Raw genomic sequence first — 14,247 nt, forward strand, 5'->3', positions numbered from 1 at the left:
TGTCCTGCGCAGCGCTCACTGGTTGCGGCGCTTGCCTTCCATCAGGTCGAGCACGGCACGCGCCGCATCGAGCACGTTGGTGCCTGGGCCGAAGACGGCTGATACACCGTGGTCGAGCAGGTACTGGTAGTCCTGGCGCGGGATGACGCCGCCGACCACGACGATGATGTTTTCCGCACCCTTGGCCTTGAGCGCGTCGACCAATTGCGGTGCGAGCGTCTTGTGGCCGGCGGCCAGCGACGACATGCCGACGACGTGGACCCGGGACGCAATCGCCGTATCGGCAGCCTCGCCAGGGGTCTGGAACAGCGGCCCGGCAATGACCTCGAAACCGATGTCGCCGAAGGCGGACGCGATCACCTTGGCGCCGCGGTCGTGGCCGTCCTGGCCGAGCTTGGCAACCATGATGCGCGGTTTCTCGCCTAGTGAGCCGGCAAACTGTTTGATGCGCGACAGCAGCGTCTGGAATTCCGGCTCATCGTCATAGGCCTTGCCGTAGACGTTTTCGACCACTTCCGGGACGGCCGCATGGTCGCCGAAGGCGCGGCGCAGCGCGTCCGAGATCTCGCCGACCGTGGCGCGCGCGCGCGACGCCTCGACGGCAGCAGTGAGGATGTTGCCTTCGCCTGACCGGGCGACCTTCTCAAGCGCGGCAAGCGTTTCCTCGACACGCTTGGGATCGCGCTGGCGCCGTGTGCGCTCGATGCGAGCGATCTGCGACACGCGGACGGCGGAGTTGTCGATCTCGAGAATGTCGAGATGGTCTTCCTGCTCGAGGCGGTATTTGTTGACACCGACGATGACCTCGTCGCCGCGGTCGATGGCCGCCTGCTTGCGCGTCGCGGCTTCCTCGATCAGGCGCTTGGGCAGGCCTGTGGCGACCGCCTTGGTCATGCCGCCCATCGCCTCGACCTCCTCGATCAGCGCCCAGGCCTTTTCGGCGAGGTCGTTGGTCAGCGCCTCGACATAATAGGAGCCGGCGAGGGGGTCGACGACCTTGGTGACGCCGGTCTCGTGCTGGAGGATCAGCTGGGTGTTGCGGGCGATGCGGGCTGAAAACTCGGTTGGCAGGGCGATCGCCTCGTCGAAGGAGTTGGTGTGCAGCGACTGCGTCCCGCCCAACGCCGCCGACATCGCCTCGAAGGCGGTGCGGACGACGTTGTTGTAGGGGTCCTGCTCCTGCAACGACACGCCGGAGGTCTGGCAGTGGGTGCGCAGCATCAGCGACGAGGTCTTTTTCGGCTCGAACTCGGTCATGATGCGCGACCAGAGCAGGCGCGCGGCGCGCAGCTTGGCCGCCTCCATGAAGAAGTTCATGCCGATGGCGAAGAAGAACGACAGCCGGCCGGCGAAGTCGTCGACATTCAGGCCCTTGTTCAGCGCTGCGCGGACATATTCACGTCCGTCGGCCAGCGTGAAGGCGAGTTCCTGCACCAGCGTCGAGCCGGCCTCCTGCATGTGGTAGCCGGAGATCGAGATAGAGTTGAACTTCGGCATCTCCTTCGCCGTATACTCGATGATGTCGGCAACGATGCGCATCGAGGGCTCGGGCGGGTAGATGTAGGTGTTGCGGACCATGAACTCCTTCAGGATGTCGTTCTGGATGGTCCCCGACAGCTTGTCGCGCGACACGCCCTGTTCCTCGCCGGCAACGATGAAGTTGGCGAGGATCGGGATCACCGCGCCATTCATCGTCATCGACACCGAGACCTTTTCGAGCGGGATGCCGTCGAACAGGATCTTCATGTCCTCGACAGAGTCGATCGCCACGCCGGCCTTGCCGACATCGCCCTCGACGCGCGGATGGTCCGAGTCATAGCCGCGATGGGTGGCGAGATCGAAGGCGACCGACACGCCCTGCTGGCCGGCGGCGAGCGCCTTGCGGTAGAAGTTGTTGGACGCCTCCGCCGTCGAAAAGCCGGCATATTGCCGGATGGTCCAGGGGCGGCCGGCATACATGCTGGCGCGCGGGCCGCGCAGGAACGGCTCGAAGCCCGGCAGCGTTCCGAGATGGCCGATGCCTTCGAGATCGTCGGCCGTGTAGAGCGGCTTCACGTCGATGCCCTCGGGCGTGTTCCAGGTCAGCGTGTCAGGCGAAGCCTTGATCTCGCGTTCTGCGAGCTTCTTCCAGGAATCGATTGTTGGTTTGTCGGTCATTTGCTGCTTCCATTCGGCAACCCGGCGAGCGCCATCCTGTTGCGCGGGCCAGCGGCCCAGTCACGCACAACGAGAAGACCAGCCAGCATATAGATCAGGAGAATTGTGTTGGTGAGTGCTGCGAGCGAGATGGTTCCCGTCGCGGCCAGCCATCCGCCTGCTGCAATCAGCGCTTCGCCGGCGAGGTAGAGCAGAGCGATCCTCCGGAGGTTCACGAAGCCATAGGTTAGCTTCGTGACAATGGCGAATCCGGCAGCCCCCCAGACACCCCACACCATCGCATTGAAAAGGTGGATGTGATATGGCCCGCGGCTAGCAGTTGACAGACCGATGAGCAGCGAGAGGAGGCCGGGCGGCGTGTAGCCCCAGGCACCGTAGGCCATCTGAACCAGGACTACGCCGAGGAGGCCGCCCAAAAGGCAGGCGGCGATCTTCGCTTCTTCCCGGATCCTGAGCCTTGTCACTCGAACTCCATGATCAGCTCGTCGACGGCGAGGCTTTCGCCTGCGGTTGCCGCCACGTGCTTGACCGTGCCCTTGCGCTCGGCGCGCAGCACGTTCTCCATCTTCATCGCTTCGACGGTCGCCAGCGACTGGCCGGCTTCGACTTCGTCGCCCGCCTTGACCAGGATCGACGTCACCACGCCGGGCATCGGGCAGAGCAGCATCTTCGAGGTGTCGGGCGGCAGCTTGACCGGCATCAGCCTGGCCAGTTCGGCGACACGCGGGCTGCGCACATGCGTCACCACGTCCATGCCGCGCCAGCGCAGGCGCCAGCCGGTGCCCGAGCGCGAGACCTTGACGCCGATGGACGTTCCGCCGACCGCGAAATTGGCGTGCAAGTGCCCGGGCATCCAGTCGCTCGAAACCGCAAGGGCCGTGCCGTCGTCGAACGCGACCATCGTGCCGTCGGCGCCGTCCTTGACCTGCAGCGGCAGCGTGAAGTCGCCGAGCGTCACCACCCAGTCGGTGCCGACCGGGCGCTGGTGGTTGGCGAGCGAGCCCGAAATCTGGGCGCCGCGGCGCTGGGTGAACTGGTTGATCAGCGCTGCGACCGCGGCGAGCTTGTGGGCGTCCGCCTCGGTCGGGGCCACGCCGGTAAAGCCGTCGGGAAATTCCTCGGCAATGTAGGCGGTGGTCAGCCGGCCATCGCGGAAGCGCTGATGGTCCATGACCGCCGACAGGAACGGCAAATTGTGGCCAATGCCCTCGACCTCGAAGTCGTCGAGCGCGCGGCCCATCGCCTCGACAGCCGTCAGGCGGTCGGGCGCCCAGGTGCAGAGCTTGGCGATCATCGGGTCGTAATACATCGAGATCTCGCCGCCCTCGAAGACGCCGGTGTCGTTGCGGACGACCGTACCGTCGTCGCGTTTGCCCTCGACAGGCGGGCGGTAGCGAGTCAGGCGGCCGATCGACGGCAGGAAGTTGCGGTAGGGATCTTCGGCATAAAGCCGGCTCTCGATGGCCCAGCCGTTGAGCTTCACCTCATCCTGGGCGAAGCGCAGCTTTTCGCCCGCAGCGACGCGGATCATCTCCTCGACGAGATCGATGCCGGTGATCAGCTCGGTCACCGGATGCTCGACCTGCAGGCGGGTGTTCATCTCGAGGAAATAGAAGTTCCTGTTACCATCGACGATGAACTCGACCGTGCCGGCGGAGAAGTAGCCGACCGCCTTGCCCAGTGCCACGGCCTGTTCGCCCATCGCCTTGCGGGTGGCGGCGTCGAGGAAGGGCGACGGCGCCTCTTCGATGACCTTCTGGTTGCGGCGCTGGATCGAGCATTCGCGCTCGCCGAGATAAAGCAGGTTGCCGTGCTGGTCGCCCAGCACCTGGATCTCGATGTGGCGCGGCTGGGTGACGAACTTCTCGATGAAGATGCGGTCGTCGCCGAAGGACGACTTGGCCTCGTTCTTCGACGACTGGAAGCCCTCGCGTGCCTCGGCGTCGTTCCAGGCAATGCGCATGCCCTTGCCGCCGCCGCCGGCGGAGGCCTTGATCATCACGGGATAGCCGATCTGGTTGGCGATCTTCACCGCCTCGCTGGCGTCCTCGATCAGGCCCATATGGCCCGGCACGGTCGAAACGCCGGCGGAGGCGGCGATCTTCTTCGAGGTGATCTTGTCGCCCATCGCCTCGATGGCCACTGGCGGCGGCCCTATGAAAGCAACGCCTTCGGCCTTCAGCGCCTCGGCGAAGTTCGAGTTCTCCGACAGGAAGCCGTAGCCCGGATGCACGGCATCGGCGCCGGTCTGGCGCACGGCGTCGATGATCTTTTGAATGACGATGTAGGACTGGTTCGACGGCGCTGGCCCGATATGGACGGCCTCGTCGGCCATCTTCACGTGCAATGCTTCGCGGTCGGCGTCGGAATGGACGGCGACCGTTGCGATACCGAGTTTCTGGGCCGTCTTGATGACCCGGCAGGCGATCTCGCCACGATTGGCGATGAGGATTTTCTTGAACATTCTTGTCCTGCTCACAGCGGTATCGTGTCGTGCTTCTTCCACGGCGCCTCGGCCTTCTTGCCGCGCAGGGCGGCGAAGGCGCGGGCGATGCGGCGGCGCGACGAATGCGGCATGATCACTTCGTCGATGAAGCCGCGCTCGGCGGCGACGAAGGGATTGGCGAAGCGTTCTTCATATTCCCTGGTGCGGGCGGCAATCTTCTCCGCGGCGCCGAGTTCCGAGCGGTAAAGGATCTCGGTCGCGCCCTTGGCACCCATCACCGCGATCTCGGCGGTCGGCCAGGCATAGTTGATGTCGGCGCCGATATGCTTGGACGCCATGACGTCATAAGCGCCGCCATAGGCCTTGCGCGTGATCAGCGTCACCATCGGAACGGTCGCCTGCGAATAGGCGAACAACAGCTTGGCGCCGTGCTTGATGACGCCGCCATATTCCTGGGCCGTGCCCGGCAGGAAGCCCGGCACGTCGACCAAAGTCAGGATCGGGATCGAGAACGCGTCGCAGAAGCGCACGAAGCGTGCTGCCTTGCGCGACGAGTCGATGTCGAGGCAGCCGGCCAGCACCATCGGCTGGTTGGCGACGACGCCGACAGACTGGCCCTCGATGCGCATGAAGCCGGTGATGATGTTCCTGGCGAAGGCTTCCTGGATCTCGAAGAAATCGCTCTCGTCGGCGATGGCGAGGATCAGCTCCTTCATGTCGTAGGGCTTGGCCGCGCTGTCGGGGATCAGCGTGTCGAGACGCTTCTCCAGTCGCGCCGGGTCGTCGTGGAACGGCCGGACCGGGGGCTTCTCGCGATTGTTGAGCGGCAGGAAGTCGAACAGCAGGCGAACCTGCTCGAGCGCCTCGATGTCGTTTTCATAGGCACCGTCGGCGACCGAAGACTTCGACGTGTGGGTGCGGGCGCCGCCGAGTTCTTCGGCGGTGACGATCTCGTTGGTGACGGTCTTCACCACGTCGGGACCGGTTACGAACATGTAGGATGAGTCGCGCACCATGAAGATGAAGTCGGTCATGGCAGGCGAATAGACAGCACCACCGGCGCATGGGCCCATGATCACCGAGATCTGCGGCACCACGCCCGAAGCGTCGACATTGCGCTTGAAGACGTCGGCATAGCCGGCGAGCGAGGCAACGCCTTCCTGAATGCGGGCGCCGCCCGAGTCGTTCAAGCCAATGACAGGCGCGCCGTTGCGCATCGCCATGTCCATGATCTTGCAGATCTTCTGGGCGTGCGTCTCCGACAGCGAGCCGCCGAGCACGGTGAAGTCCTGCGAAAAGACATAGACTAGGCGGCCGTTGATGGTGCCCCAGCCGGTGACGACGCCGTCGCCCGCCACCTTCTGCTCGGCCATGCCGAACTCGGTGGTGCGGTGGGTGACATACATGTCGAACTCTTCGAAGGAGCCTTCGTCAAGCAGGACGTCGATGCGCTCGCGCGCCGTCAGCTTGCCCTTGCCATGCTGGGCGTCGATGCGCTTCTGGCCACCGCCGAGGCGGGCTTCGGCGCGGCGGGCTTCCAGTTGTTCGAGTACGGCGCGCATCAGTTCATGCCCTTTGCGGAAAGCCATTTCCAGGCGGCGGGGAAAGCGATGGCCGCAAGCACGGCCTTGGCGATGTCGCCCGGGATGAAGGGATAGAGACCGAAAGCCAGAACCGGCTTGTCCCAGCCGATGACGCCGCCGAGCCAGAGCAGGCCCGGCACGTAGATGATGGCTCCGGCGAGCAGTGCCGCAAGCATGGCGGTAAAGACGTTACGGTCCCAGCCGCGCTCGGCCAGCCAGCCGGCGAGCAAGGCGGCAGGCAGGTAGCCAAGGAGATAGCCGCCGGTCGGGCCCATCATGTAGGCGAGGCCGATGCCCTTTTCCGGCGTGCCGGCGAAGACCGGCAGGCCAAGCGCGCCTTGCGCGAGATAAAGCGCCACGGCCGCGGCGCCACGCACCGGGCCGAGGGCCAGGCCCAGGCCGATGACGACCAGCGTCTGCATGGTCATTGGCACGGGATAGAACGGCACCTGCACCTTTGCGGACAACGTCAAGAGCAGCGAACCCGCGACGACGGCAACGACGTCCATTGTGGTGAGCCGGCTGGTCTGCCTGTCGGCGACGGCTTGGTAGAGCGTCATGAGCTTTCTCCCGCGCTACGAGTTTGAAAACAATGGCCTCTCGCCGCGTCAGCGGCAAGCAGCGAAGTTGGCGCAATAGCCCTGTGGCGCGCGCAGGAAAACAGTTGAAAGTGTGCGAAAGCGTAATATACAAATATGAGAACTGTAAATTGCGAAATTGCAAACATGGCGTCACGCAAACTCTACATCGGCCGCAAGGTGCGCGAGCTGCGCGACGCCAACAAGGCGACGCAGGCGAGCTTCGCCGAGCGCATCGGCATCTCGACCAGCTATCTCAACCAGATCGAGAACAACCAGCGCCCGGTTTCGGCCTCGGTGCTGCTGGCGCTCGCCGAAAAGTTCCAGATCGACATCACCGAGATTTCGCAAGGCGACAGCGACCGGCTGTTGTCGGCGCTGACCGAGGCGCTGAGCGATCCGCTGTTCGAGAACTATGCGCCGAACCTGCAGGAACTGAAGCTGGTGACGCAGAACGCGCCGGGTTTTGCCCGTGCGCTGATCTCGGCGCACCAGGCCTATCGCCGCACTTCGGAACAGCTGGCGAGCCTCGACGACACGCTGGGCAAGAGCGTCGGCCTGACCGAGCCGACGCCTTACGAGGAAGTGCGCGACTTCTTCCACTTCGTCGACAACTACATCCATAGCCTCGACGTGGCGGCCGAGCGGCTGGCCGGCGAGCTCGGCATCGGCGAGCGCGACAGCTATGCGGCGCTCGCAGCACATCTGGACAGCCGGCACGGCGTGCGGATTGCCCGTGCCGAGGCCAATGACGATGCGCTGCGGCGCTTCGATGCCAAGTCGGGCGTGTTGTTCCTCAACCCATACTCGCCGCTCGCCACCCGTAGTTTCCAGATCGCCTTCCAGATCGCCGAGATGGAGATGGAGGCCGAGGTGGCGCAGATCGCCCGCACCGCCGATTTCCGCACCGCCGAGGCGCTGGAAATCTGCAAGATGGGGCTGCGCAACTATTTCGCCGGCGCGCTGACCCTCCCCTACCAGGCCTTCATGCGCGCGGCCGGAGAATTGCGCCACGATCTCGAACTGATGGCGGCGCATTTCGGTGCCTCGATCGAGCAGGTGGCGCATCGGCTCAGCACGCTGCAGCGGCCGGGCCACAAGGGCGTACCGATCTTCTTTGCCCGCATCGACCGCGCCGGCAACATCACCAAGCGCCACAGCGCCGCCAAGCTGCAGTTCGCCCGCTTCGGCGCGGCGTGTCCGCTGTGGAATGTTCACCAGGCCTTCGAGACTCCGGGCCGGATCATCCGCCAGCTGGCCGAGACGCCAGACGGCGCGCGCTATCTCTGCATCGCCACGGAGATCTCCAAGGGCGGCGGCGGCTTCAACGCGCCGCACCGGCGCTATGCCATCGCGCTCGGCTGCGAGGTCACCTATGCCCAGGATTTCGTCTATGCCGACGGGCTGGAGTTGGGCAGCAAGACGGCCTTCGATCCGATCGGCATCTCATGCCGCATCTGCGAGCGCACCAACTGCCAGCAGCGCGCTGTGCCGCCGCTCAAGCGCAAGCTGGTGATCGACCGGGATGTCAGGCATCCCCTTCCCTACAGGATCGGCTAGAGCTCTAGTTGTTCCTTGGGGCGAACAGAGCACCAGCGGCGAGCGTCAGCCAACCCAACATCATGCCGGTTCCGCCCATGGGGGCGGCGAAGGGAAACAGCCGCTGGCCGAGATAATCGCGCGCCAGCAGATCGCCTGAGAACACCAGCACGGCCAGCAGCAGGATGGCCGTCCCGATGTGCAGGATGCGGCTCTGGGCTGCCACCAGGGACAGCGCGATCAGCGCCGGCGCATGGAAAAGCAGGAAATTGGCCGCTGTCGCGACGTTGGTGCTGCCGCTATGGCTCGCCGCTGCCGAAAGTGCCACGCCCGCTGCGCCGAAAACAGCGCCGGCGGTAAACAGGACCCGATCGAATTTCATGCTTTCCGCTCCTCGATTCACGGAGGGCGATCATACAGATGCGCGGCATGAAATGTTCCGCCGACTTTGCGCCGATTGCCGCAGGATGGCCGCTTTCCTGTGGACCTTGAACAGGCGGGCATGATTGGCCGTTTGGCGTTCGCCCCGGCAGTCACTATGTTCGCGCACCCGTTCAACAGGCACCAGGATTCCATGGCTGGCGACATCAGGAAAATCGCTGCGATCATCGCAGCCGAGATCAATGCGAAGGCCGAGCAGGTCATTGCGGCAGTCGGACTGCTGGATGAGGGTGCGACTGTTCCCTTCGTCGCGCGCTACCGCAAGGAAGTCACCGGCGGCCTCGACGATACCCAGCTGCGCGATCTGTCCGAACGGCTCGCCTATCTGCGCGAGCTGGAAGCGCGGCGCGCGGCAATCGTCGAATCCATCACCGGCCAGGGCAAGATGACCGACGAGCTGGCGATCCGTATCGCCAGCGTCGCCACCAAGGCCGAGCTCGAAGACATCTACCTGCCTTACAAGCCCAAGCGCCGCACCAAGGCTGAAATCGCGCGGGAGCGCGGGCTCGGGCCGCTCGCCGAAGCGATCCTCGCCGACCGCTCCAAGGTACCGGCCGAGTTGGCCGTGCCTTACGTCGTCGGCGACGTAGCCGACGTGAAGGCAGCCCTCGAAGGCGCGCGCGACATCGTCGCCGAAGGCATTTCGGAGAACGCCGAGCTATTGGGCCGCCTGCGTACTCACATGAAGGAGCGCGCGGTCATGCGCGCCCGCGTGGTCGACGGCAAGCAGGAGGCGGGCGCCAAGTTCTCGGACTATTTCGACCATTCCGAACGCTGGGCCTCGGTGCCGAGCCACCGCGCGCTCGCCATGCTGCGCGGCCGCAACGAGGACGTGCTGTCGCTCGACCTCGAGATCGACGCCGACGACACCTCGCCGGTCAAGCCGGTCGAGCGTATGATCGCCGCTGCCTATGCGATTGGCGCGACGCTGCCCGGCGACCAGTGGCTGATGACCGTCGCCGGCTGGACCTGGCGCGTGAAGCTGTCTCTGTCGCTGTCGCTCGACCTGATGCGCGATCTGCGCGAGGCCGCCGAGGAAGAGGCGATCCGCGTCTTCTCGCGCAACCTCAAGGACCTTCTGCTCGCCGCCCCTGCCGGCTCGCGCGCCACTATGGGTCTCGATCCGGGCATCCGCACCGGCGTCAAGGTGGCGGTCATCGATGCCACCGGCAAGGTGCTCGACACCACCACCGTCTACCCCTTCCCGCCCAGGAACGACGTGCGCGGCACTCAGGCCGAGCTTGCCCGGCTGATCATCCGCCACAAGGTCGAGCTGATCGCCATCGGCAACGGCACCGGCAGCCGCGAAACCGAGCGTCTCGTTGCCGACTTGCTGACGGACATGCCGGCGCCCAAGCCGACCAAGGTCATCGTCAGCGAGGCCGGGGCCTCTGTCTATTCGGCGTCCGCCACGGCTGCGGCCGAATTCCCCAATCTCGACGTGTCGCTGCGTGGTGCAGTGTCCATCGCGCGGCGCCTGCAGGACCCGCTCGCCGAGCTGGTCAAGATCGAACCCAAGTCGATCGGCGTCGGCCAGTACCAGCACGACGTCGACCAGTATCGGCTCGGCCGTTCGCTCGAAGCGGTGGTCGAAGACGCGGTGAACGCCGTCGGCGTCGACCTCAACACGGCCTCCGCCCCCCTTCTCGCCCGCGTCTCCGGTCTCGGGCCGTCGCTCGCCGAGTCGATCGTGGCGCATCGCGACGCCTCGGGCGCCTTTGCCACGCGCCGCGACCTGCTCGCCGTGCCACGGCTCGGCCAGCGTGCCTTCGAGCAATGCGCTGGCTTCCTGCGTATCCGCGACGGCAAGGAACCGCTCGACTCATCGTCGGTCCACCCCGAAGCCTATGGCGTGGCCAAGAAGATCGTGGCGTCCTGCGGCCGTGACCTGCGCCAGTTGATGGGCGACAGCGCCGCGCTGAAGGCGATCGATCCGCGCGCCTTCGTCGATGAGCGTTTCGGCCTGCCGACGGTGCGCGACATCATCGCCGAGCTGGAAAAGCCGGGCCGCGATCCGCGTCCGGGCTTCAAGACCGCGACCTTCGCCGACGGTGTCGACGACATCAAGGACCTGAAGCCGGGCATGTTGCTCGAGGGAACCGTCACCAACGTCGCCGCCTTCGGCGCCTTCGTCGACATCGGCGTGCACCAGGACGGGCTTGTCCATGTGTCGCAGCTCGCCGACAAGTTCGTGAAGGACCCACACGAGGTGGTGAAGGCGGGCGACGTGGTGAAGGTCCGCGTCGTCGAGGTCGACATCCCGCGCAAGCGCATCGGGCTGACCATGCGCAAGGACGGCGGCGAGCCCGCACCCCGCTCGGCAGCCCCCGCCAAGGGCCGCGACATGAAGTTCGCCTCGTTGCCCAAGCCGCAGCAGAACAAGCCTGAGCAGCAAGGTGCGTTCGGCGCGGCGCTGCTCGAGGCGATGAAGCGTAAGTAAGGCGGCTTCATACCCTCCCCTTGCGGGGAGGGTCGATCCACGCAGCGGATCGGGGGTGGAGGTAGAGAGAGGCTGTCGCAGCGGCATGATCGCCCTTGCCCGGCTCGCCGTTCGTGCTTAGAAAGCCCGGGAAAACGCGGCCCTGGGCCGCATGCGAAAGGTGCCGTGATCCCATGTCCAAGTGGAAAGACGTCAAGAAGGTCGTGCTCGCCTATTCCGGTGGCCTCGACACATCGATCATCCTGAAGTGGCTGCAGACTGAACTCAATGCGGAGGTCGTCACCTTCACCGCCGATCTCGGCCAGGGCGAGGAACTCGAGCCGGCGCGCAAGAAGGCCGAGATGATGGGGATCAAGGAGATCTTCATCGAGGACGTGCGCGAGGAGTTCGTCCGCGACTTCGTCTTCCCGATGTTCCGCGCCAACGCCGTCTATGAAGGCGTCTACCTGCTCGGCACCTCGATCGCGCGTCCGCTGATCTCCAAGCATCTCGTCGACATCGCCCGCAAGACCGGCGCCGACGCCATCGCCCATGGCGCCACCGGCAAGGGCAACGACCAGGTCCGCTTCGAGCTGTCGGCCTACGCGCTGAACCCCGACATCAAGATCATCGCACCATGGCGCGACTGGTCGTTCAAGTCGCGCACCGACCTGCTCGACTTCGCTGAAAAGCACCAGATCCCGGTCGCCAAGGACAAGAAGGGCGAGGCCCCCTTCTCGGTCGATGCCAACCTCCTGCACTCGTCCTCCGAGGGCAAGGTTCTGGAAGACCCGGCCGTCGAGGCGCCCGAATACGTGCACATGCGCACGATTTCGCCTGAGGCAGCACCGGACAAGGCGACGGTCATCAAGATCGGCTTCGAAAAGGGCGATGCCGTGTCGATCAACGGCGAGCGCCTGTCGCCGGCCACCCTGCTGGCCAAGCTCAACGACTATGGCCGCGACAACGGCATCGGCCGCCTCGACCTGGTCGAGAACCGCTTCGTCGGCATGAAGAGCCGCGGCGTCTACGAGACCCCCGGCGGCACGATCCTGCTGTCGGCGCACCGCGCCATCGAGTCGATCACGCTCGACCGTGGTGCCGCGCACCTCAAGGACGAGCTGATGCCGCGCTATGCCGAGCTGATTTACTACGGCTTCTGGTTCTCGCCCGAGCGCGAGATGTTGCAGGCGGCGATCGACAGGAGCCAGGAGCATGTCGAAGGCGAAGTGACGCTCAAGCTCTACAAGGGCAACGTCATGGTCATCGGCCGCGAGAGCGCGAAGTCGCTGTACTCGGACAAGCTGGTCACCTTCGAGGACGACCAGGGCGCCTACGACCAGAAGGATGCCGCCGGCTTCATCAAGCTTAATGCGCTGCGCCTGCGCACGCTGGCCGCGCGCAACCGGTGAGATCAGCCAAAATCTGGCAGTTTGGAGGCGCTTCGGCGCCTCCTTTCGTTTCAGGCCTCGCCCCGATACATGTCGGCGAGATAGGCCCGCTTGGCGGCGTCGTCGCGTGTTGAAAACAGATAGCGGACGAAGGCCTGGCGTTCGTGGTCGACCGCCGCAAGCTCCCAGACGCAGAATGTCGCCCGGTGCGGCCCGGGCAGTGCAAACAGCGAGAAATCGGGAGCGTCCGCGGTCTTGGCATAGACCGTCTCCCACATCTCGTTGGCATGGCGCCACGAACTCACCAGAAGGAAGTGAAAATCGGCGCCGCAGCGGTGCAGGATGACGAAGCCGAGCTCGCCCTTGAGGTTGAGGCGCCTGGTCACCGTTTCGGCTGCCAGGAAGCGCTGCGCCAAAGCGCAGGTTTCGCGCGTCACGGGCGTCGCATCTTCGGCAATGTCATACCATTTGAGCAGCCCGCCGCCTGCCGGCACGGCGAGACCAGGTGTGACTGACTTGGGGTAGTGGCTGTAGCCCTGAATATTGCCGTAGGCGGAAAGGTCGCCCGGCAATGCGTTGAGAGCGTTCATCGTTCGTTCCTCGGCCGCATCGAAAAAACCCGACGTCTCCGCCGGGTTCATTCAATATGCGCCGATGGTCGCCCCTTGGCCAGCAGGATGGCGAACCATCCTGACACCTGCCAAACGGCCGCCTTGGTCAGTTGCCGTCGATCTCGGCGCCGATGATGGCGATCGCCTGCTGGTAGACGCTGGCCGCGTTCCAGCCCTGCAAGGCGCCGAAATTGGCCTGGCCGGGCTGATAGCCGCCGCCGGCGCTCCAGCCGTGGCCGCGCAGGAAGTTGGCCGTCGAGGCGAGCGCGTCGGCCTTGGAGCGGACCATGTCGATCTTGCCGTTGCCGTCGCCGTCGGCGCCGAATTTCAGCACGTTGACCGGCAGGAACTGGGTCTGGCCGATCTCGCCATGCGCGGCACCAACGGCGCTGGGGCTCAGCGTGCCGTTCTGGACGAGCTTGAGCGCGGCATAGAGCTGATCGGTGAAATATTCCGACCGGCGGCAGTCGTAGGCCAGCGTCGCCACGGCCGACAGCGTGTGCTGGTTGCCGAGGAACCCGCCAAAGCCGGTTTCCATGCCCCAGATCGCGATCAGCGGGCCGGCCGGCACGCCATAACGCGCCTCGATGCTCTGGAACAGCGCCGCGTTCTGCTTCTTGATGGTCTTGCCCTTGGAGGCAATCGTCTTGCCGCCACGCTTGGCCATGAACTGGTCGAGCGAGAGCTTGAAGCTCTTCTGGTTGCGGTCGGCATAGATGGTCTTGGTTGCGTAGGTCGTCTTGGCAAGCGCGTTGAGCGCGTTGCCGCTGATGCCGTTCGCCGCCGCCTCCTGAGCGAAATCGGCCTTCCATGCCTCGAAGCCGCCCGCGTTGTTGCCGCACTGGGCGGCGTATGCGCCACCAGCTGTCACCGCCAGAACGGCGGAGGCTGCAGCAAAAGTCTTCACCTTGGCAAGTACTGCCATGCCGTTCTCCTGATGCCTGAATCATTCCCCTGGGAGGGATGTTGCCAGCCGAACGCTCTCTTGTCATCGTTAAGAAGGCGTTTACGTCCCCACCGTCTTGCAATGGCTGGTGGCAAAAAACTCGCATACGATCAAGCGGTGAATGTGGCGAGAGCGG

General features: G+C 65.0%; 11 protein-coding genes. 3 read left to right on the forward strand and 8 right to left on the reverse strand.

Annotated features, from left to right (window positions below):
* Nucleotides 1-15: 15 nt before the first annotated feature.
* The 5 genes from scpA to CO731_RS04800 are packed head-to-tail and all read right to left on the reverse strand — an operon-like array spanning nucleotide 16 to nucleotide 6,746.
* Nucleotides 16-2,157 (reverse strand): methylmalonyl-CoA mutase, encoded by a 2,142-nt coding sequence (gene scpA / locus CO731_RS04780; RefSeq protein ID WP_108606177.1) that lies wholly within the window; start codon nucleotides 2,155-2,157, stop codon nucleotides 16-18.
* Entirely contained in the window at nucleotides 2,154-2,621 is a 468-nt protein-coding gene (locus CO731_RS04785; protein ID WP_108606178.1) for a hypothetical protein, read from the reverse strand. Before CO731_RS04785 ends, scpA begins: the two co-directional genes overlap by 4 nt.
* Nucleotides 2,618-4,621: an acetyl/propionyl/methylcrotonyl-CoA carboxylase subunit alpha gene (locus CO731_RS04790; protein WP_108606179.1), complete on the reverse strand. Its 2,004-nt coding sequence runs from the start codon at nucleotides 4,619-4,621 to the stop codon at nucleotides 2,618-2,620. The genes CO731_RS04785 and CO731_RS04790 overlap by 4 nt, the downstream gene beginning before the upstream one ends.
* An 11-nt stretch (nucleotides 4,622-4,632) precedes the next feature.
* Entirely contained in the window at nucleotides 4,633-6,165 is a 1,533-nt protein-coding gene (locus CO731_RS04795) for an acyl-CoA carboxylase subunit beta (RefSeq protein WP_108606180.1), read from the reverse strand.
* Complete coding sequence (locus CO731_RS04800) at nucleotides 6,165-6,746, reverse strand: biotin transporter BioY (protein ID WP_108606181.1); 582 nt, start codon at nucleotides 6,744-6,746, stop codon at nucleotides 6,165-6,167. Before CO731_RS04800 ends, CO731_RS04795 begins: the two co-directional genes overlap by 1 nt.
* Nucleotides 6,747-6,911: 165 nt before the next feature.
* Here CO731_RS04800 and CO731_RS04805 point away from each other — a divergent pair, with 165 nt between their 5' ends.
* Entirely contained in the window at nucleotides 6,912-8,324 is a 1,413-nt protein-coding gene (locus tag CO731_RS04805) for an XRE family transcriptional regulator (protein WP_108606182.1), read from the forward strand.
* Nucleotides 8,325-8,328: 4 nt separating this feature from the next.
* Here CO731_RS04805 and CO731_RS04810 read toward each other — a convergent pair whose 3' ends face one another.
* Nucleotides 8,329-8,685: a DUF423 domain-containing protein gene (locus CO731_RS04810; protein WP_108606183.1), complete on the reverse strand. Its 357-nt coding sequence runs from the start codon at nucleotides 8,683-8,685 to the stop codon at nucleotides 8,329-8,331.
* Nucleotides 8,686-8,877: 192 nt separating this feature from the next.
* Here CO731_RS04810 and CO731_RS04815 point away from each other — a divergent pair, with 192 nt between their 5' ends.
* Both CO731_RS04815 and CO731_RS04820 read left to right on the forward strand, forming a co-directional pair.
* Nucleotides 8,878-11,184, forward strand: a complete 2,307-nt coding sequence (locus CO731_RS04815; RefSeq protein ID WP_108609625.1) for a Tex family protein — start codon at nucleotides 8,878-8,880, stop codon at nucleotides 11,182-11,184.
* Nucleotides 11,185-11,357: 173 nt separating this feature from the next.
* Nucleotides 11,358-12,575, forward strand: a complete 1,218-nt coding sequence (locus CO731_RS04820; protein ID WP_108606184.1) for an argininosuccinate synthase — start codon at nucleotides 11,358-11,360, stop codon at nucleotides 12,573-12,575.
* 50 nt (nucleotides 12,576-12,625) lie between these two features.
* Here the strand turns inward: CO731_RS04820 and CO731_RS04825 are convergent, their stop codons facing one another.
* Nucleotides 12,626-13,144, reverse strand: coding sequence for a hypothetical protein (locus CO731_RS04825; RefSeq protein ID WP_159091563.1), 519 nt, complete (start codon nucleotides 13,142-13,144; stop codon nucleotides 12,626-12,628).
* A 127-nt stretch (nucleotides 13,145-13,271) separates the two neighbouring features.
* Nucleotides 13,272-14,090, reverse strand: coding sequence for a lytic transglycosylase domain-containing protein (locus CO731_RS04830; RefSeq protein ID WP_108606186.1), 819 nt, complete (start codon nucleotides 14,088-14,090; stop codon nucleotides 13,272-13,274).
* Nucleotides 14,091-14,247: the final 157 nt, after the last annotated feature.

The organism is Aminobacter sp. MSH1 (assembly GCF_003071665.1).
Taxonomy (GTDB): domain Bacteria; phylum Pseudomonadota; class Alphaproteobacteria; order Rhizobiales; family Rhizobiaceae; genus Aminobacter; species Aminobacter niigataensis.